14 protein-coding genes and 1 pseudogene are annotated in these 20440 nt (G+C 65.2%); 9 read left to right on the top strand and 6 right to left on the bottom strand.

Going from position 1 to position 20440, the window contains the following annotated elements:
- The first annotated feature begins 1 nt into the window (after position 1).
- The 4 genes from recC (at position 2) to arfB (ending at position 9996) form a co-directional block, all read left to right on the top strand.
- Positions 2-3391, top strand: a complete 3390-nt coding sequence (recC, locus tag RW095_RS29725; protein WP_317022309.1) for an exodeoxyribonuclease V subunit gamma — start codon at positions 2-4, stop codon at positions 3389-3391.
- Positions 3388-7089, top strand: coding sequence for an exodeoxyribonuclease V subunit beta (recB, locus tag RW095_RS29720; protein WP_317022308.1), 3702 nt, complete (start codon positions 3388-3390; stop codon positions 7087-7089). Before recC ends, recB begins: the two co-directional genes overlap by 4 nt.
- Positions 7086-9386: an AAA family ATPase gene (locus RW095_RS29715; protein WP_317022307.1), complete on the top strand. Its 2301-nt coding sequence runs from the start codon at positions 7086-7088 to the stop codon at positions 9384-9386. The genes recB and RW095_RS29715 overlap by 4 nt, the downstream gene beginning before the upstream one ends.
- A gap of 205 nt (positions 9387-9591) precedes the next feature.
- Positions 9592-9996 (top strand): alternative ribosome rescue aminoacyl-tRNA hydrolase ArfB, encoded by a 405-nt coding sequence (arfB, locus tag RW095_RS29710; RefSeq protein WP_317022306.1) that lies wholly within the window; start codon positions 9592-9594, stop codon positions 9994-9996.
- Here arfB and RW095_RS29705 read toward each other — a convergent pair.
- Positions 9993-11318 carry an EAL domain-containing protein gene (locus RW095_RS29705; RefSeq protein WP_317022305.1) on the bottom strand — a complete coding sequence of 442 codons (1326 nt, stop codon included), beginning with the start codon at positions 11316-11318 and terminating at the stop codon, positions 9993-9995. The genes arfB and RW095_RS29705 overlap by 4 nt on opposite strands.
- A gap of 539 nt (positions 11319-11857) precedes the next feature.
- Here RW095_RS29705 and RW095_RS29700 point away from each other — a divergent pair.
- A complete protein-coding gene (locus tag RW095_RS29700) occupies positions 11858-12148 on the top strand; it encodes a putative quinol monooxygenase (protein WP_128591228.1) in 291 nt (96 codons plus the stop codon).
- 95 nt (positions 12149-12243) lie between these two features.
- Here the strand turns inward: RW095_RS29700 and RW095_RS29695 are convergent, their stop codons facing one another.
- The 3 genes from RW095_RS29695 to RW095_RS29685 all read right to left on the bottom strand — a co-directional run bounded on the left by RW095_RS29695 (position 12244) and on the right by RW095_RS29685 (position 13863).
- Positions 12244-12501: a hypothetical protein gene (locus RW095_RS29695; protein WP_006052974.1), complete on the bottom strand. Its 258-nt coding sequence runs from the start codon at positions 12499-12501 to the stop codon at positions 12244-12246.
- Between the two features lie 221 nt (positions 12502-12722).
- Positions 12723-12965: a hypothetical protein gene (locus RW095_RS29690; protein ID WP_317022304.1), complete on the bottom strand. Its 243-nt coding sequence runs from the start codon at positions 12963-12965 to the stop codon at positions 12723-12725.
- A 220-nt stretch (positions 12966-13185) separates the two neighbouring features.
- Positions 13186-13863: a YdcF family protein gene (locus RW095_RS29685; protein WP_317022303.1), complete on the bottom strand. Its 678-nt coding sequence runs from the start codon at positions 13861-13863 to the stop codon at positions 13186-13188.
- Positions 13864-14172: 309 nt separating this feature from the next.
- Here RW095_RS29685 and RW095_RS29680 point away from each other — a divergent pair, with 309 nt between their 5' ends.
- Positions 14173-14496, top strand: coding sequence for a hypothetical protein (locus tag RW095_RS29680; protein ID WP_317022302.1), 324 nt, complete (start codon positions 14173-14175; stop codon positions 14494-14496).
- Positions 14497-14906: 410 nt separating this feature from the next.
- Here the strand turns inward: RW095_RS29680 and RW095_RS29675 are convergent, their stop codons facing one another.
- Together RW095_RS29675 and RW095_RS29670 are read right to left on the bottom strand one after the other, a co-directional pair.
- A complete protein-coding gene (locus RW095_RS29675; RefSeq protein WP_201701820.1) occupies positions 14907-15161 on the bottom strand; it encodes a hypothetical protein in 255 nt (84 codons plus the stop codon).
- A gap of 569 nt (positions 15162-15730) precedes the next feature.
- Positions 15731-16126, bottom strand: a pseudogene (locus RW095_RS29670) (transposase); the annotation flags it as partial.
- A 407-nt stretch (positions 16127-16533) separates the two neighbouring features.
- Between RW095_RS29670 and RW095_RS29665 the strand changes: the two are divergent.
- The 3 genes from RW095_RS29665 to scpB all read left to right on the top strand — a co-directional run bounded on the left by RW095_RS29665 (position 16534) and on the right by scpB (position 20386).
- Positions 16534-17436 (top strand): LysR family transcriptional regulator, encoded by a 903-nt coding sequence (locus tag RW095_RS29665; RefSeq protein WP_317022301.1) that lies wholly within the window; start codon positions 16534-16536, stop codon positions 17434-17436.
- A gap of 237 nt (positions 17437-17673) precedes the next feature.
- Positions 17674-18900, top strand: coding sequence for a pyridoxal phosphate-dependent aminotransferase (locus RW095_RS29660; protein ID WP_317022300.1), 1227 nt, complete (start codon positions 17674-17676; stop codon positions 18898-18900).
- A 349-nt stretch (positions 18901-19249) separates the two neighbouring features.
- Positions 19250-20386 carry an SMC-Scp complex subunit ScpB gene (gene scpB, locus RW095_RS29655; RefSeq protein ID WP_317022299.1) on the top strand — a complete coding sequence of 379 codons (1137 nt, stop codon included), beginning with the start codon at positions 19250-19252 and terminating at the stop codon, positions 20384-20386.
- The last annotated feature ends 54 nt before the right edge of the window (positions 20387-20440 follow it).

The following is a 20440-nucleotide window of genomic DNA, read 5'->3' as shown; positions in this document are numbered from 1 at the left end:
CATGCTCCAGCTCTTCTACTCGAACCGCTATGAAACGCTTGTCGGCGCGCTGCTCGATGACCTCGCGCAAGCGCCGTCCGACGCCTGGACCGCGCAGCCGGTGATCGTCCCGAGCGCCGCTGTGCGGCGCCGGCTCGAGCTCGATATCGCCGCGCGCCAGGGCATCTGCGCGAACGTCAGCTTCGGCTACCTCGCGCAGTGGCTGTGGGCGCAAATCGGTGGCGTGATCGAGGTGCCGCGCCATTCGCCGTTCGCGCCCGACCGGCTCGTGTGGCGCTGCTATCGTCTGCTGGGCGATTCGGACGAGTCTCCGCCGTGGAACGCTTCGCCGCGTCTTCGCACCTATCTCGATGCCGCGGATCCGTCGATGCGCTACGAACTGGCGCGGCGTGTGGCGACCGTGCTCGATCACTATCTGACCTATCGTCCGGAATGGTTGCTGCAATGGCAGAAGGGCGGCTCGATTTTCGCGAACGGCGCGGCGAACGGCGCGGCGAACGACACAGGCCCGCGCCTCGTCGGCGCGAGCGACGCGGCGCGCGAGGACGAACGCTGGCAAGCCGCATTGTGGCGCGCTGTCCTGACCGAACTTGCTGGCAACGCGCAAACGCCCGCCGCCGCGTTGCCGCCCGCATACCGTTTTCTCGATGAGATCGGCACGCTCGACCTCGACGCCATCGCGAAAGCGGATTGGCCGGAGGCGGTGAGCGTTTTCGCGCTGCCCACCATGCCGCCGCTGCACGTCGCATTGCTGCGTGCGCTGTCGCGTTGGGTCGACGTGCGTCTCTACGTCATGAACCCGTGCCGCGAATTCTGGTTCGACGTGGTGAGCGAAGGCCGCGTTCAGGCGCTCGACGCGGCAGGCCAGCTCGACTATCAGGAAGTCGGTCATCCGCTGCTTGCGGAGTGGGGCCGTCAAACTCAGGCGCAGTTGCATATGCTGCACGAGCTCACCGAAAGCGCGGCTTCCGGCGAGACCGGCGACTTCTCTGAGAATCCGGAACCGAGCTGGCTCGCCGCCGTGCAGAACGGCATCCTCGATCTGCGCCCGGAGGCCGAAGCCGACGAGTTGCCGTACGAGCGGGGCATTGAAGTTCATGTATGTCACAGCCTGTCGCGGCAGCTCGAAGTGCTGCACGACCGTCTGCTCGGCTGGTTCGACGAATTCGACGATCTGCAACCGTCCGACGTGCTTGTCGCCGTATCCGATCTGGCCGCCGCCGGTCCGTTGATCGACGCGGTCTTCGGCACTACACCCGTTGGCGATACGCGCCGCATTCCATATCGGATCACCGGCTTGCCGCCTTCGCAGGCCAATCCCGTCGCGCGCCTCGTGCTCGACTGGCTGGCTTTGCCGGAGCGCAGCGTCGGCGCGCCGGACCTGATCGAATGGCTGCGGGTCGACGCGGTCGCCGTGCGTTACGGCATCGACGCGAGCTCGCTCGAAGCCGCGCAGGAATGGCTCGCGGCGGCCGGGGCGCGGCGCGGACTCTCGCCCGCGGAGCCGAGCGGCGAACACGTGCCGGTTGCGCGACACACGTTCGCGGATGCGCTGACCCGTCTGTACCTCGGCTATGCGATGCCGGAGGGCGGCGAGCCAGTCGACGCGTGGCTGCCCGTCGAGGGCGCCGACGGTTCTGACGCGGAGTTGCTTGGCCGCCTGTCGCGTTTCGTCGACGACATAGACAGTTTCGCGGTGCGTTGCGCGACGGAACAGACTCCGGCCGAATGGACGCAATTGCTGCTCGAAACGCTTGCGCAGTGTTTCGACGGCGGCGTGGAATTCGCGGAGTCGCTCGCCGCCGTGCGCGACGCGATCGACAAGATGGGCGACGCGATGCAGGCGGGTGCGCACGAGGTCGCAATGCCCGCGGCGGTCGTGCGCGGCGCGCTCACTGAAGCGCTCGACGACCCCGCGCGCGGCGGTGTGCCCTGGGGCAGTATGACGTTTTCGTCGCTGACGAGCTTGCGCGGTTTGCCGTACCGCGTTGTCTGCCTACTGGGCATGGACGACGGCGTGTTGCCGAGCCTCGCCCGCGCCGACGAATTTGATCTGATGGCCGCGTTCGGCAAAGCCGGCGACCGGCAGCGCCGCGACGACGAGCGCAATCTCTTTCTCGATCTGCTGCTCGCCGCGCGCAGCCGTCTCTTTATCGCCTATACCGGCCGCAGCATCCGCGACAATGCGCCGTTGCCACCGGCCGCTCTCGTCGACGAACTGCTCGACCATCTGGCGCAGGTGTCGGCGGGCGAGGGCGCGAGTCCCGCCCAAGTGGAGCAGGCGCGCCACGCGTTCATCGTCGATCACCCGCTGCAGGCGTTTGCGTCGGAGTACTTCACCGCGCAGCCCGATCTGTTTACCTACGACGCCGATCGCGCGGAACTCGCCACTTTGCTCGCCACGCCGCAGCAGCGAGCCGCCGCGCCATTCTTCGATCAACCGTTGCCCCCTGAAGATGCCGCGTCCGTCGGATTCGACGAATTCGTGCGCTTCTGGCGTCATCCGGCGCGCGCGCTGCTGCGCGACCGCCTGGGCATTGTGTTATCGGACGCGCAAGGCGAACTGCTCGACACCGAGCCGTTCGAACTCGATTACACAGGACGCGATGCATTGGCCGGGCGTCTGTTGCCCGTGCTGCTAGATGCCGATATCGAAGACGACGATCTCATGTTCGACCGCGTGCGGCGCGTTGCCGAGGCGAGTCCCGAGTTGCCCGGCGGCGCGACCGGCGCCGTGTGGCGCGCGCGAGAACTGGGCGCGTTGCGCCAGCTCGCCGACAGTGTGCGCCGCGAGGTGGCATCGGGAGTCGAACGCTTGCCGTTCGTGCTCGACATCGCACCGCGCTGGCCGGATAACGCGGACATTGCAGGCGCGCTGTTCGGCGCTCATGACACGCAGCTTCGTGAGGCCGCCCTGACGCCGTTGCAACTGCACGGCACGTTGAATCTGCTGACTGAAACCGGACAAGTGATTTTTCGCTACGCCAAACCTACCGCGCGCGACTATCTTTCTGCATGGCTCGCGCATCTCGCCTATTGCGCGGCACGGCCCGACGGTCCGCGTCGCAGTGTCTGGCACGGCAGCGGGGAGAGCTTCGAGCTCGCGCCCGTCGCTGCCCCGCTCGACGAACTCGCGCTGCTCGCCGCGCTGTTCAAGTCAGGGCGCAGGCTGCCGCTGCGTTTTTTCCCGAAAAGCGCCTGGGCGAAGGTGAGCGAAAGCGATTCGGCGGCCCAGGGCGTATGGATCAACGACCGCGTGCGCGGCGAGTCCGACGACCCCGCATTGCGCATCGCGCTGCGAGGTACGCCGCTTACCCTCGACGAACCGTTCGGCAGTCTCGCGTCGATCGTTTTCAAGCCGTTGCTGCAGCATCTGCGGAGCGTGTCATGAGCGGCGCGCTGCATCGTCATGCGCTCCTCGCTGAAGAGCTCGATGTATTTGCGTGTTCGCTCGACGGCGTCAATCAGATAGAGGCGTCGGCGGGTACGGGCAAGACCTGGAACATCTGCGCGCTCTACGTGAGGTTGCTGCTCGAGAAAAATCTGAACGCTGACCAGATTCTCGTCGTGACCTTTACGAAGGCCGCGACCGCCGAATTGCACGAGCGCATTCGCGGGCGGCTTGCTGAGTTGCACCGCGCGATCGAGGTGGACGACGACGGCGGCGATCCGTTCATTCGCCGTCTCTTCGAAACGACGCTCGCGCCGGAGCGTGGCATTGACCGCGAAGCGGCGTTGAAGGTGGTGCGCCGAGCGCTGCGCACGTTCGACCAGGCGGCGATCCACACAATCCACGCGTTTTGCCAACGGGCGTTGCAGGAAGCGCCGTTCGCTGCCGCAATGCCGTTCGCGTTCGAGATGGAAGCCGACGACGCCGCCTTGCGCTTCGAAATGGCTGCCGATTTCTGGCGCGAGCAGGTCGAGCCTGTCGCGCATGCGCATCCGGCGTTCGCGGCCTGGCTAGTGGCAAAGCGAGCCGGCCCGGCATCGCTCGACGAACAACTCGCGCGGCGCCTCAAAAAGCCGTTGGCGCAACTGCGCTGGGGCGTGATGGACGTCGAGACGAGCACCGATCCGCGAGCTGGTTTCGACACTGCATGCGAACTGTGGCATGCGGAGCGCGATGCGATCATGGCGCTTCTCGAACAGGCGCAAGACCGTTTGAGCAGAACCACGCACAAACCGGATCATGTGAGCGCCGCGATTGCCGCATGGACCGAGTACTTCGCGCAGGGCGATTGCCATGCGCCGCCGCCGCGGGCCGCGCTCAAATTGACGGCTTCCGCGTTGAAGAAGGCCACCAAGGTCAAGTTCGAACCGCCGGAGCATGCGTTCTTCGAGCATGCAGAAGCGCTGGCGGCAGCTGTTGTTGCGGGCGAAGCGGCGCAACGCGCGCGCTGGCTTGCGTTGATGCAGATCTGGCTCGACTATGCGCCCGCCGAACTGGCGGCGCGCAAGCGCACGCGCCGCGTCGTTTCGTTCGACGATCTGCTGTCCAATCTCTACCGCGCGCTCGCAGCGCACCCGTGGCTCGCGGATGCGTTGCGAGCACGTTATCCGGCCGCGTTGATCGACGAATTCCAGGACACCGACCCGCTGCAGTTTGCAATCTTCAGCCGTATTTTTGCGCCGGCGGGCCCGCTCTTTCTGGTCGGCGATCCGAAGCAGGCCATCTACAGTTTTCGCGCGGCGGATCTGCATACCTATCTGGCGGCGCGCGCGTCGGCTTCGGCACGCTACACGCTTGCCGTCAACCAGCGCTCGACGGCGCCGATCGTCGAAGCTTGCAATCGGGTCTTCGAGGCAAACCCACAGGCGTTCGTGCTCGACGGGCTCGACTATCAGCCGGTGCGAGCCGGCGAGCGGCGCAGGCCGCCATTGTCGGACCCGGACGCGGGAGCGGGCGACTTCCACGTCTGGACCTTGCCTCAAGGTGAGAGCGCATTGACCAAACGCGAGGCCCAGCGCGAAGCGAGTGAAGCGTGCGCGGCCGAGATCGTGCGGCTCTTGCGCGGCGCGCGCGAGGGCACCGTCACGGTCGGCGACGCGCCGCTCGCGCCCGGCAACATTGCAGTGCTCGTGCAGACGCACAAGCAGGGCAGTCTCATCAAACGTGTGCTGGCGGCTTGGGGCGTCGGCAGTGTGGAGCTCGCGCAGGCCTCGGTGTTTGCAACGCTCGACGCGGAGCAGATCGAACGCGTCCTTGCAGCCGTCGACACACCCGGCGACCTGCGCCGTTTGCGCGCCGCGCTCGCGACCGACTGGCTCGGTCTCGACGCCGCGGCGCTGTGGCGTCTCGAACAGGTTGCCGACGCACCCGCTGTCGCCGACGATCCCGCGCACGCGGCGGACGCAATGGGCTGGGTCGAGCGTTTTTCGCGCTACCGCACGCTCTGGCATGAGCGCGGCTTTGCCGTCATGTGGCGCACGCTGATGCGCGAACTGCGGGTCGCGCAACGGCTCGTCGCCGCGCCGGACGGCGAGCGGCGTCTTACCAACGTCAATCACCTTGCCGAACTCGTGCAGGCGCGCGCGGCTTCACAGCCCGGCATTGCGCCGACGTTGCGCTGGCTCGCCGCGCAGCGCACCCAGGGCGGCGGCGAGGAGGCGCAACTGCGGCTCGAGTCGGACCGCAATCTCGTGCAGATCGTTACCGTGCACAAGTCCAAGGGACTGGAATACGCAGTCGTGTTCTGTCCGTTTCTGAACGACGGCGGCTTGCGTGAGCCGCCGTCGTCGGGCTTGCCCGACGCCCGCGAGTATCACGATGCCAGCGGCGACGCGGTGCTGCACTACGGTTGCGACGACGAGGAGGCCGAACGTGCGACCCGTCACGCAGCGCGCGAGCAGGCGGCCGAACGGGCGCGGCTCGTGTACGTTGCGCTGACACGCGCGGTGTACCGCTGTTATCTGGTCGCGGGCACGTACCTGTCGTCGCGCTCCACGAAAGAGTCGCGACGCAGTGTGTTGAACTGGCTGGTGGCCGGCGGTGGCTATGACTTCGACGGCTGGCTCGCCGATCCGCCCGACGAGGCCGCGTTGTCCTCGCGCTGGCAAGCACTGGCGGGTGCGCCGATCGCATTGCGGGCACTGCCGAAGGTCGAGCGCCGCACGCCGCTCGAAAGCATGCAGGAAAGCGGCGCTGACAGGCGCGCGCGCAGCAATCGCCGGCCCTTGCGCGATCAGTGGCGCATGGCGAGCTTTAGCGGTCTGATCGTCGCGGGCAGCAAGGCCGAAGACGCGCAGCCGCCAGTGGAAGAAGTGTGGCCCGATCACGATGAAATCGCCGATGCGCTCGTCTCGACGCCGGTCACAGTGTCCGCGCCGGCGCTACAGGCGCCGTCCGTTGCCGCCGACGACATTCTCGCGTTTCCGCGCGGAGCAGCGGCCGGCGAGTGTCTGCATCGCATGTTCGAACTTGCGGATTTTAGCGATCCGCAAAGCTGGCCGGATGCGATCCGCGGAGCGTTGCACGAGCGTCCCGCGCCAGTGTCGCCCGAGCTTGCTCCGCGTTTGCCGGCGATGATGCGCAAACTTCTCGCAGACGTCGTCAGCACCGAACTCGTGCCCGGCATGACGCTGGCGCGTCTCGATCCGCGGCGGCGTCTGAACGAACTCGAATTCCTGTTCGCGGCTCCGTCGCTCGATTTCGCCGCGCTGCGCGAGTTGCTGGTCGCGCATGGCTATCCGGACGTCGCGCTCGAGCCGGGTGTGCTGCGAGGTTTCGTGAAGGGGTTCATCGACATGATCGTCGAGCACGACGGGCGGTTCTGGATCGTCGACTGGAAGTCCAACCATCTGGGCGATACCGAGCAGGATTACGCGGCCGCGCCGGTCGAAGCGGCGATGGCGAGCCATGCGTATCATCTGCAAGCGCTGCTTTATACAGTTGCGCTGCATCGTTACCTGAAGACTCGCGTGCGCGATTATTCGTACGAGACGCATATCGGCGGCTATCTGTATCTGTTCGTGCGCGGCGTTCGTCCGCATTGGCGCGACGCCGGGGCCCAAGCCGGTGTGCACGTGAGGCGGCCCGCGTTCGAACTCGTTGCGCTGCTCGACGCGGCGATGATCGGAGGTGCAGCATGAGCACGTTCGATCAAACCGTGTCGGCGCCGCTTCAACTCGACGACCTCGGTGTCAATCTGCCCGCGCCGGCGGATTTCAGCATTGCGCTGGCGGAAGGCTTCGCTCGGCGGATCGGTGCATTGGCGCGACGCGGCGGGGCATCGGCGGAAGCTGTCAGATGGGCGGCGCGCGCCGCATTCGCGGCGAGCCGCGCGACCGCGGAAGGACACGTGTGTGTGCCGCTGGCCGCGCTCGCGCGTCGGTTCGAGGCCCCGACCGCCGAAGTGCGGACGGCCTTGTTCGCGAGCGGCATGGCGAGCGATGGGTCGCAAGCGGCAGCCGCACTGCGGCCTCTGGTAATCGACGCACAAGGGCGGTTGTACCTCGCGCGTTACTACGAATACGAGCGGCGTCTCGCGCGGGCGCTGGTCGCGCATGCAGGCGCGGGGACGAGTGCGGGTGCGTTCGGGAGTAGACGCGATGTTGGCGGCGCGGTTGAGAGGTCGGCTGAGCGAGCTGCGGAAAAGTTGCCCGCAGGCGTTCGCAGTCGAGCCGACGCGGAACAGGGCACGGCCGTCGATAGCGAGGCCGGCGCGAACATTGGCGCGAACATCAGCACTAACACCAGCGCGAACACCGACACCACCCAAACACTCCATCAACGGCTTCTGCGCTACTTCGGCCCCCCGAAGGACCATGACGTCGACTGGCAGCGCGTGGCCGCTGTCATGGCATTGTCGGGGCGGCTCACCATCGTTAGCGGCGGTCCGGGCACAGGCAAGACCACAACGGTGGTCGGCGTGCTCGCCTGCTTGCTCGACACGCGCGCCGATCTGCGAATCGCGCTTGCGGCGCCCACCGGCAAGGCGGCGCAGCGCATGCAGGAAGCCCTGCTTGCGCGTGCCGGAGATTTGCCGCCTGAACTTGCCGCGCGTTTGCCGCAAACTTCGTACACGTTGCATCGTCTGCTCGGCTCAGGGCCGGGCGGGCGCTTCCGGCATCATCGCGATAATCCTCTGCCTTACGACGTGGTTGTGATCGACGAAGCATCCATGATCGACGTCGCGATGGCCGCGCATCTGCTCGACGCCATTGCGCCGCACACACGGCTCGTGATGCTCGGCGATAAAGATCAGCTCGCGGCGGTAGAGGCCGGCGCCGTGTTCGCCGAGTTGAGCGCGCGGCCGGCGTTCAGCGCGCAGGGCGTGAAGCGAATCGCCGGTGCGCTCGGCATCGGCGAGACGCGACTAACAGAGGCGCTGCCACGACTGCCCGAAGACGTCGACGAAGAGCCGAAGCGCTTTCGGCAAGCCGATCATTCGGCGGATTACACATCGGATCTTTTCTATGCGCCCCCCGACGACCTGTTCGCCGCGCCCGACGGGGCCAGCAACCTCGACAGCAACGCCGCCGACCCGCACAGCGCAGATCTGTACGACGCCGATGCATCAGCCGCCAGTGCGCGATTCGGAACGCCGGGTCACGGGTCGCAAAACCCGCTTGCGGATTGCGTCGTCTGGCTGGAGCGCAATTATCGATTCGGGCTCGAATCGCCGATTGGCCGTTTGTCGCTGGCGATTCGCAATGGCGCGGCAAGCGCGGCGCTCGACGTGCTGCTCGACGAAGCCACCCAACATGCCGCCTCGCTTCACGAAGACGCGCAAGTCGCGCTGGCCGAACGCACCGTCGAGCGCCTCGCGGCCGGTTTCGCGCCCTATGCCAATGCGCTTGCCGCCGCGCTCGCCGCGGGAACTCCGGACCCGTTGCCGCTATTCGACGCGTTGAATCGCTTCCGGGTTTTGTGCGCGACCCGCTCGGGCCCACGCGGCGTAGATCAGGTGAACGCGCTAATGGCCGCGCACGTGCGGCGCTCGGCCGGCGTGACGCTCGCAGTCGGTGCGCAGTGGTTCGCCGGGCGACCGGTGATGGTCACACGCAACGACTACGCGCTGGGGCTCTTCAATGGCGACATCGGCATTGCGTTGCCCGGCGCGGGCGGCGCGCTGCGCGTCTATTTCCGGACCGGCGACGGTGGTCTGCGCGCGGTGTCGCCGGCCGCGCTGCCGCCGCACGACACCGCGTTCGCGCTGACCGTCCACAAGTCGCAAGGCTCGGAGTTCGAGCACGCGGTGTTGATGCTGCCGTCCAACTTCAGCAGGGTGTTGTCGCGTGAGCTGGTCTATACGGCGATCACGCGCGCTCGTGAGCGCGTCGAAGTGATCGGCGCGAGCGCGGTGCTAGCCCAGGCCATCGCCACGCCCACACAGCGAGACTCCGGCCTTGCTGCGAGAATCGAGGAGGCATCGCGCGGCCGCTAGCCGATGAATCGCGATAGCGCGACTCATCGCTTCACCGCCAATCAGGCGCGAAGCATGCGTCCCGTCTGTTCACGCTGCACGGTTCGGGCCGCGCCGGCCGATGCCGCAGATCCGCGGCCATCGGCCGAATCGCGAGGGTGATAGCGCGATGCTTGCGCCGCTCACGCTATCTACATTTGCTGGATTTCTTTCTTTATCTCGCGTCATGACATCCCGCTATTGCATTCCGTCGAACGAAATCGAATTGACCGCGGTGCGTGCGCAAGGAGCGGGCGGCCAGAACGTCAACAAGGTGTCGAGCGCGATCCAGCTGCGCTTCGACGTGCGGGCTTCGTCGTTGCCCGAAGTGCTCAAGATGCGCCTGCTCGCGTTGTCCGATCGCCGTATCACGCGTGAAGGCGTGGTGGTCATCAAGGCGCAGGAGCACCGGACTCAGGAACTGAATCGCGCGGCGGCGCTCGCGCGGTTAGATGAACTCGTGGAAAGCGTGAGCGTGACGCGCAAGCCGCGCGTTGCGACGCGGCCTACGCGCGCATCGAACGTGCGGCGTCTCGAGAGCAAGCTAAGGCGCAGCGAGATCAAATCGGGCCGCAGCCGCGTGGACGACTAACGAGGCCGTCCGCCTGCACGTAGCCCTATTGCGGCTCCGGCCGGCATCGTGGGCACGAAGTCGACGCACAGCACGTGCGTCTTGCCGTCGCGATCGAAGGCGAGCGCCGCGGTGTAGCAGTCTTCGCCGTCCGCGAGCGAATAGTGCGGACCCATCATCGCGACGCGTCCGCGTGCGGCCAGCGCGTGCTTGAGATAGGCGCGCCGCGACCAGTTGCTGCAAGCGCTGCTCGCGAGCGGCGCGAGCCGCTGCGGGGGCGGCGGCACGAAGGCGGCGGTGACGGATGCCTGAGTCTGCTGGCCGTGCTCGTCGGTGATGAACACGCGGCGCGCCTCGCCCAGATGCCAGACTTTGTGCGCCGCCTGCTGCAGGTCGCCCGTGATCCGGTAAGCCTCGGCTGCTGCCATTACCGCTTCGGCGAAGCCTTCGAAGCCGAGTTGCTTGTGACGCGCATGCGCGCGCTCGTAGTCCGCGAACTTGCCCCACATCGACTCGATCTGCGCCGGCACTCGCGCAATGGCCGCCTCGACGGAACCATTGGGCTGGCCGAGCCAGAAACCCTGCACGAAATCGACGTCGGCCTGCATCAGGATCATCAGTTCCTCGTCCGTTTCGACGCCTTCGGCGAGTACCAGCGTGCCGGACTGATGCAGCATCGCGATCAGGTGGCCGATCATCGAGTCGTCGCCTTCGCGTTTGCCGGCGCGCGCAACGAGCGAGCGGTCGAGCTTGACGATGTCCGGCCGGAAGCGCCAGACGCGGTCGAAGTTGGAGAAGCCGGTGCCGAAGTCGTCGATCGCGATCAGAAAATCGCGAGGCTGCGAGGCGGCCAGCATGCTGGCGACGGCGGACTCGTCGTCGGCGGGCTGCTCGAGCACCTCGATCACGATACGTTCCTGCGGCAGGCCGAAGTGCGCGGAAAGCTCGTCGATAAAAGTGCGCTGCGGCCAGCCGGTTTCGAACACCTGCGGCCGCGTATTGAGAAACAGCCATCCGCTACTGATGCCTTGCTCCATGAAATTGGCGACGTGCAGGCAACGCGCGATGCGGTCGAGTTCGCGCGCGTCGGCCGCCGAGCGGGTGCCCGAGAAGAGAACCTCGGGCGAAACCGGCAGGCCGACCGGATCGAATGCGCGCAGCAGTGCCTCGTAGCCGACCACGCACTGATGCGTGACCGACAGCACCGGCTGAAACACGCTATGCAGCGTGAGAGCACGCCACGTGGCGGTCCAGCCGGATTCGTCCCGGACCAGATGGGGAAGCAGGCCGCTCAGACTGACTTCGCTGACGGATGGCATAAAGACGGGCACGAGAGCGGACATGGTGGCATCGCGGCAATCGGGTGACGGGGTGCGCACGCAGACTCGGCGCACAGCGGATGCGCAACGGAATACTCAACGCGGACGCCCGCACCGCGCAGTGGGACAAACCCTGGAACGCTGAGAGCAGTGCCAGCCATGCGGGACTCCGGCGGAGTGGTCAAAATGAGTCTAGCAGCTTGCAACTTGCATGAATGTGCGGGTTGTCACAGAGGAGCAAACCGGCCGCGTCACCCGTGAGGTCACGTGGCCACCCGCCGATGACGCAGGCCGCGGCGTCGAGTTTGCCTCGCCGGCGTTCACTGCTGTGCCGCCTTGCGCCAATCCGGACCGATTGCCATCCGGCATTTGTGAGCCTGCATGAGCCGAGGGTAGCAGGGCGGCCTGTGTATGCACGCCAAACTTCAGTCCGTGATGCTATTTGCATATTGGACCGATCCGGCGAGCAGTTCCAGAATTGCGTGGTGTGCGCGTGGTGTGGTCGCCTGCAGCGCCGGCGAGCGGCGGGTATGCTGCTGCTTTTCGTGAAATGGAGAGAAAGGATGTCGGAAATCGCGGTGGTCGCAATTTCAGTGGCGAAACCCGGCTACGAAGAGCAGTTGCGCGAGGCTCTCGAAGGCATTGTCGGACCGACGCGCAACGAGCAGGGCGCGCTTCAATACGACTTGCATCGCGACGTTCAGGAGCCGCGCCGGTTCGTGTTTTTCGAGCGTTGGGAAAGTCAGGAGACGCTGGCCGCGCACGCAAAGTCCGCGCACATCACGGCCTACAAGGCAGCAGTGGCGGACTGGGTGGAGCACGCGGAAATTCGCGTTGTGACGAAAATTCTGTAAGTCTTCCGGGCACCTGCAGAGCGTCAGGGCCGCGGCACTTCGTACGGCGAGTGATTGCGGGGCCGGTGCAGGCCGAGCTACGCTCGCCGTCGACGTTAATGCGTGGCTTGCGGCACGTCGAGAATCAGGATGATGGTCCAGTCCGCTTCACCGTCGTGATGATATTGGCGCTCGGCAACGATAAACGGCTGCTGCTTGCCGTCCGGCCCGAGAAACAGCACGTCGCCTTCCATCGGCAGGCATTCGACGGGCGGCAGCGCAAGGAACGCTTCCTGACCGCCGCGCGGCATCAATTTTTCGATTTTGCGGGATGCTGCTTCGGTCCATTCGATATCAAGCTGGATGTTGCTCATGCTGTCCTCCGCACCAGGGTGCGCACGGGTTAGGTTCCGGCAAGGCGCCGGTCGGTGCGCGACTTTAGCATACCGGGCATCGCGCGCCGGCCGGTGCATCAGACAATAAAAAAGCCGAAACCGGCGGTGCCGGCTTCGGCTTTTCACCTTCGCGGCGAGGCCGCAGGTGCTCTCACGCAGTACGCCAGAAAGCGCCGGCCACCGGCGGGGCTGGCAACCGCTTACGAACTCGACGCGTCGGCCTTCGCACCTTTCTTGTTGTGATGCGGCGAACTCTTGTGATGCTTCATGGGCGCGGGGGCGCTTTCCATGGTTTGCGGGCGGTTTTGCAAATCTTGCGCGCGCTGCTCGACGTCGGCGGCCTTTGCCGGGTCGGTGCTCATCGTCACGCCGCTTTCCTGCGCGTAGGCCGCGCCGGTTACTGCACCGAGGGAAATCAGGATCGCGAGGGACACTTGCTTCATTGCTACCTCCGCAGAGTGGTTGGACCCAGGTACCTGTCTTTCGATTGGGAAAGACAGTTCATTCTAGTCAGCAATATGCGCTCCAGCGGGTGCTTTGTAACGACAAAGGCGCCGGGCTTACATCTTGTTACTCGGCGCGTATGCTTAGTGCATAGCGATGCGCTCGACGCTTCACAGTCGTTCGCATCGCCAGGTAAATCGGCTGGTGGCACCCGCACGTTCAGAACAGGCCAATGGCGCTGTACACGTGATATTGCGCGATTCCGATAAGCTCGTGCAGCGCGATTTCCGCGTTCACCAGGTTGGAGTAGCGCGGCAGCAGGCCGAGATTCGCGCGGCGCGCGCTGGAGATCAGCGGCTGCGGAGAAAGGCCGAAATGCTGGAAGTCGAGCATCGCGCGGGGCATGTGGTACGCCGACGTGACGAGTATCAAGGAATCGTAACGTGACTGTCCGACAATAGCGGATACGTTGCGCGCGTTTTCGTAGGTCGTGCGGCTGCTGTTTTCCAGCACGATGTCAGCGCGTGGCACCTGTTCGCGTAGCAGGTACGGCAGATAGGTGTCGGCTTCCGTCGCGGGATGCCGCTGTGGATTGCCGCCGCTGACAATCACGCTGCAGAGGGTGGCGGCGCGCTTGCACGCCGCGTAGTTCTTCGCGCTGACGTCAATGCGCGTGAGTACATCGCGCGGCGGCACGAGCACCTTGTCCCGGTTGTATACGGTGCCTCCGCCGAGCAGGATGATCGCGGTGCGCGACGCGAACCGCGCGGGCGCGCTGGTTTGCGCCTGCGGCTGGGCGAGGCGCAGCAACGGAGCTGTGAGCCATCCGGCCGAAACCAGCCAGAAGAAGGCAATTGTGCAAAAGGCGAGGGGGCGTCGAGCGCGCTTCCATATCACGATTGCTGCAAAAAAAAGCGCCAATAAAGTGAATAGAATCAATTTAGATGGGGTAACGTATGTCTTTCGGGATTAAAGCTTCGAGCCTGCTATCGCGCCGCAGCGGTTGCATCGTCGGCTCGTAGGTAGAACGCTAACATGCCGTTCTGACGGGGGTTCCGAAATCAAGACCAAGGCAGCACCTGGTGGAATTCGGCCGTAGCGCTTACGACCAGCTTCCAGCCAAGGGCGGGTGCCAAGCGCGTCGCTGGTGGCGCGGTGACGTGTTGGCATAGATGTGTCATAGCTGCACTTTAAGAAAGAAGTGAGATGACCACGTATTCCAACGAAGCGGTACTCGAAGCGCTGCGGCGAGCGCAATATCGCCAGGTGCCATGGGCAAAACGCCCCGGCGTTTTCCAATATCTTCGCGCGCTAGGCCTCATGGACACCGTTCGGCAGCGCACTGTCGCGCCGGCGCCGGGCTTTCATGCCCCTGTCGACATCGCCGTCCTCACAGACCGGGGTCGCGCAGAATTCGCCCGGCTCTCGCACGACGAGGGGCTCCTCACCTGGACCGCGCAGCGCATGAACGACTATGTTCTTGCTGCAGTAGAGAGCCGTTCACCAATGCCGCTCGAAGCTCGCACCTAGCGGTTCGCCGCAGCTGAAGCAGGCCTCGCCCAAGCTTCATGGCCAGACGGCCCTGGTGGCCGGATGGCTTGGTGGCCCGCGCGGCTACAGGCTCTCGTCGGCGTCATATGCTTCGATTTTCCGTCCGCGCCACGCGGACGGAAACCTGTCACGTCTCCCTTGAATCCTTAACCACTCCGAGCTTGCAAGCACCGATCCGGCGCGAGCAAAAAAAAGCCCGTATCACGAAGATGCGGGCGTACCGGAATTACTGCTGCCACGCTGTGCTAATGGCGTTAAGTCAGACCGGTGACGCGAGCCGTGGTTCCCCGATATTCGCTGTACATTCGTCGCGCTTTCGCTTTCGCTTTCGCTTTCGCGCTCGCTCGAGCGAGCGAGCGGCGCGTGAGGCACGGCCGGCGCCCCCCGACCTAACGGCGGCGCGACGGCTCGCCATGCGGCGCTTCAGGGCGCGTGCGCACGTTGCTCGCGATATCGCCGCGCAAGTCGCCCCGCGGCGTGGGCGGCGTGAATTCGCGGCTACGCGCCGCGCTTTGCTGCCACGCCTCCATCGAAGCCGTCCGATCGGGGCGCCAATTCCAACCTTGAGGGCGCTGTTGCGCGAGCGTCGATGCGGCCATTGATGAAAGCACAATGCCGCACAGAAGCAGTGACATTGCTTTCATGCTGAGCTCCCGTCCAAGCCCCGTGCATACCAGGCATGTTTGCATAGCCATAAGGTATGTCCGCAGACGAAAGCACGCTGTAAGTAATGGTAAATGGATGTTTCACCCGCAACTCGCAGGGTGCGTCAAACGTCTGAGGCAGCGCAGGACAAAGCGGTAGTTGATTTGCGGCGGCGGTGTAGGCCGGCGTGCCGTGTTGGCGCTTTCGGGGGGAGAGACGGGAGTCCAGTCGCAGTTGCCGGGAGGGAGGCCGTGCAAACAACAGTCGGCGGGAGAAGTCGCTAAAACGCGAAGCCTGAACGAGGCCGTAGGAAGTGGAGTCGTGGGAGATAGGCGCTCTCAAACAGGCCGTCTGAGATGCGTTGTCGGCAATCAGCCTGCCGGCAGTGAAGCCGTTGAAGCTGAAGCCGTCGCAACCAAGCTGTCAGAGCTGAAACCGTCCAAACCGCTACCGTCGGGAATGGAATCGCCGAACCGAGGCCGTCCGAAGAAAACCGCCGGGCAGTCGCCGGGCGGTTCCAGATATGCTCCGGGCGCCACAGGCGCCCGGAAATACACGATTTCGCTTAAGCCATCTTGACCGGCGCGCGCCACGATTCCGGATTCGTCCAGAATGCGCCGCGCAGACGGTCACGGCTCGGCGGTGCCGGCGGCTTGGCCGCGGTCGCGCCAATGCGTCCGCGCAGCGAGATTTCGCGTCCGCTCGTGCCCAGTCGCTTAACTATTTCGGCGAGCGTACCATCGGCTTGCCACTCGTCGAAACGGCGGCGGCAGGTCGGTGGCGACGGATAGCGGCCCGGCAGTTTGGACCAGCCTTCGCCCGTCGACAGCACCCACAGCACGGCGTTGACGACGGCGCGCGCTTCGACGCGCGGCCGACCGCGACGCTCGCTCCGTGCAGGCTCCGCACAGAACAACGCCTCGACCAGCGCCCACTCGTTGTCTCTCAAATCGTCGAACAGCATCATGTTTCACCTCAGCGAAGCTAACTCCGGTGCGCTGCCCCGCGCCGCGCACTCTCCACGCACTCGATAGGCGAGTGCCAAGGGGGTCGGGTTGCCACGGCCTGCTATGCAGTCAGAAGTCATGGCGCCGACCCTGTGAACATGTAAATGCAGGATGTGTGCCAAGTTGAGTCCAACCGCCTGAAAGCCCCGTGACAGCGGGCCAGCGCGGGCGCTAGCTAGGGCCGTATAAGAATCCAAAAAACCCATCTCGCAAATCGGGACAATCACCAATCTTGTGCAACCAGGCCCGCACCGCGTGCGTTTGCGCCTTATTGCTGCATTGCAGCGACTGCGCGCATTCCCGTGGTTGACGTGCGAGGCCGGTTACAATGCGCATCAAAACATGCCATTGATGAGCCGTCTAAATGAATGTAACGCTGCGCCAGCTAAGGGTTTTCATTGAGGTCGCGCGCCTGCAGAGCTTCAGTCGTGCGGGCGAGGAGATAGGCTTGACGCAGTCGGCGGTGAGCCGTTGCGTGCGTGAACTGGAGGGGGAAATCGGCCTGAAACTGATCGATCGGACGACGCGCGAGGTGCAGCTCACCGACGTGGGCGGCAATCTGGTCGCGAGCGTGTCGCGTCTTCTGATCGATCTGGACGACGCGTTGCGCGAGATTCGCGAAATCGGCGAGCAGCGTCGTGGGCGGGTTGTCGTGGCCGCAAGTCCGACTGTCGCGTGCCGGCTGATGCCCGGCGTGTTGGCATCATGCGGCGAACGCTTTCCCCACATTGCGCTCGGCTTGCGCGACGACGTGCAAAGCGATGTCGTGCGCAAGGTCAAATCCGGCGAGGTGGATTTCGGCGTGATCATCGGCCCGTTTGCCGCCGACGATCTGTTGAGCGAATCGCTAATGACCGATTCTTTCTGCCTCGTGTGTCGCGACGATCATCCGCTCGCCCGGCAGAAGCAGATAGGCTGGGGCGATCTCGAGGGCCAGCAACTAGTGATGCTCGATTACGCGTCCGGCAGCCGGCCGCTCATCGACGCCGTCATGCACGAGTACGCTGTGAACGCCAGCGTGGTGCAGGAACTGGGGCATTCCGCGACGGTGTTCGGGCTCGTCGAGGCGGGCATCGGCGTGAGCGTACTGCCGTGGCTCGCGTTGCCGTTGCCGGCTGGCGCCGCGCTGGCCGCGCGGCCGCTGGTGCCGCGGGCCGAGCGCACGGTCGAACTGGTGCGGCGTCGCGATCGCTCGCTGTCGCCGGCTGCTGAGGCAGTGTGGGATTTGATCCGCGAATTGCCGGCACGGGCCGAGGATCTGACCTGATCCGATCAGCGGACAGCGCGCTTTCGGGGCTTGCGGTGCCGCAGCTGTCGGATGCTCCCGACCGATGCCTACGCCGCTCGATGCCCGCGGCGTGTGGGTGGCTCGGCGTTCGAGCGCCGGACCTTGGGCTAAACTCCCGTCTGCGCTCGCTGGCGGCTGTGCCGGCCGGGAGCGCCTCAACTGACATTCCTGTTGACTCTTAGCCCGTTACTATCTCGACATCACCTGGAAGCCTCGATGAGCGAACCGGAATTCTCCGTGCCATCCGTCCCTAACGCGCGCGATGCGGTGCGCGCGCTGCGTCCCTCGCAGATCCGTGAAGTGGCCAACGCCGGCTTTGGCGTCGCCGACGTGCTGCCTTTCTGGTTCGGAGAATCCGACCGCGTGACGCCGGCCTTCATCCGCGACGCCGCGAGCGCCGCGCTGTCCGCCGGCGCTACGTTCTATACGCACAACCTGGGCATTGCACCCCTGCGCGCGGCGCTCGCGGATTACGTCAGCGAACTTCACGGTGAGACGACGGCGGACCATATCGCCGTGACGAGCGCGGGCGTGAACGCACTGATGCTCGCGGCGCAACTGGTGGTGGGCGCGGGCGACCGGGTGGTTGCTGTGACCCCGCTGTGGCCGAATCTCGTCGAGATTCCGAAAATTCTCGGCGCCCATGTGGAAACGGTCTCGCTCGACTACGGGGAACATGGCTGGCAGCTCGACGTGGAGCGATTGCTGGCAGCGCTCACGCCCGACACCCGCATGCTGCTCGTCAACTCGCCGAACAACCCGACCGGCTGGGTGATGACCCGCGAGCAGCAGTACGCGGTGCTCGCACATTGCCGGGAGCACGGTATCTGGATCGTCGCGGACGAGGTCTACGAGCGTCTCTATTATCCGGACCATTCCGACGACGGCGAAAGCGCAGCGGCGACCCGCACCGCACCGTCGTTTCTCGATCTCGCCACGCGCGACGAGCGCGTGATCTGCGTGAACTCGTTTTCGAAGGCGTGGCTGATGACCGGCTGGCGGCTCGGCTGGATCGTCGCGCCCGCGAGCTTGATGGACGATCTGGGCAAGCTGGTGGAGTACAACACGTCGTGCGCGCCGGCTTTCGTGCAGCAGGCGGGGATCGCTGCCGTCCAGCAAGGCGAGCGCTTCACGCAGGAACTGGTGCGCGAGTTGAAGGCGTCGCGCGACCACCTCGTGCGGGCGCTGTCGGCCGTGCCCGGCATTGACGTCAAGGCGCCTGCCGGCGCCATGTATCTCTTTTTCTCGATGACGGGCGCCTCGCGCAGCCTGGAGCTCTGCAAAACGATGGTGCGGGAAGTGGGCCTGGGACTCGCGCCGGGCAGCGCATTCGGTCCGCAGGGCGAAGGCTTCCTGCGCTGGTGCTACGCGTGCGACGTGGCGCGGCTCGACGCCGGCGTCGAGCGCCTGAAGCGGTTTCTGGCAATGCATCGGACGTCATAGTCCGCGCGTGAGCGCGGGGGAACCTCGACGACAACGAGCGCTCTGTCAGATGTACGCGCATTTGCGCAGGCAGTCTTCCGCTCAAGCGCTATGCGCTAATGCGGCGGGCATTTTGTCCTGGGGTTCAGCTTTACGCACCGATTGTTTTTGCGTAATATGGCGCTCAGTCACGCGATTCCTGTCCGGAATATCGCTGCTCCGTCCGGCTGGGTTTGGCTCGATAGTCTGTTTCGCCTCCCCCCGGTGCGTGCTCCCATCAATATGACCGATCAGAATCGGGCGAGCGCGTCTTCAGTTCCACATCGTCTGTTTGATCCGGTTCTTTGACCACAGGGTCTGACCTAGCTGCATGAATACCCAAGAGGCGAAGATCGTCCTCGAGACAGCCTTGATCTGCGCGCAGGAGCCGTTAAAACTCGGCGATTTGCGCAAGCTCTTTGCCGACGGCGTGTCGGCAGACACCGTTAGGACTTTGCTCGAAGACCTGAAACAGGATTGGTCGGGGCGCGGTGTGGAGTTGGTCGGGCTGGCGTCGGGCTGGCGGTTTCAAAGCAAGCCCGCGATGCGTTCGTATCTGGATCGTTTGCATCCCGAGAAACCGCCGAAATACTCGCGCGCGGTGCTCGAAACGCTCGCGATCATTGCATATAGGCAACCGGTTACGCGCGGCGACATCGAAGAGATTCGCGGCGTCACGGTGAACACGCAGGTCGTGAAGCAGCTCGAAGACCGCGGCTGGATCGAGGTGATCGGGCATCGCGACGTGCCGGGGCGTCCCGCGCTGTACGCGACCACGCGGCAGTTTCTCGACGACCTCGGTCTGCGCGCGTTGGACGAATTGCCGCCGCTCGCCGACCCGTCGGCGCAACTGAACGCGGATCTGCTCGGCCAGCACGCAATCGAGTTTTCCGACGTCGAATCCGCTGGGGCAGCGGCGTCGAACGAAACGAGCGAGCCTAGCGCGCCTGAACTGCGGGAGGCGACCGGCGCGGAAGCAAGAAGCGGCGCGGAGCTGGCGGCAGGAACGGAAATCGCTGCGCAGCAGGGTGAAGCGCACCAGGCGCAGAATGTCGAGCGCGCGCAGCCGGAGCCCGGTGAACGACTGGAAGCGGCGGCTGAGAGCACCGGGAGCGTCGGTAGCCATGAGAGCTTCGACAGTCCCGAGACCGCCGAACAAGTCACGCCCGAGTTAGAGGCAGCGCCCGAAGCGGCGTGCGAACCAGGCGAGGCCGCTGTGCCGACGCCCACCGAAGCGGCAAACGTTGCGCCGCTATCGGGCACTGCAGAGTCTGAAGTGAATCAAGATCCGGTCTCCCAGGCCGATCCGGCAACACCCGCGCACGGTTCGGGCGTACTCCGCGATATGGAGCACGCCGCCGAACCGAACTCGACCACGGCGGCGCGCGGCGATCAGGAAGATCGTCGCGATGCTGCACAGGACGCAGGCATTCTGACCGACGACGAACCCGAGTCGCGCAGCGCCTGACGTAACCGAACTTTTTTTTGCCGCGCCCGCAATGGGCGCGCGCGACCTGACATT

The organism is Paraburkholderia kirstenboschensis (assembly GCF_032806925.1).
In the GTDB taxonomy this organism is placed as follows: domain Bacteria; phylum Pseudomonadota; class Gammaproteobacteria; order Burkholderiales; family Burkholderiaceae; genus Paraburkholderia; species Paraburkholderia kirstenboschensis.
Note: the sequence above shows the minus strand (reverse complement) of the source record. Positions and strands in the feature narration are given on the sequence as shown.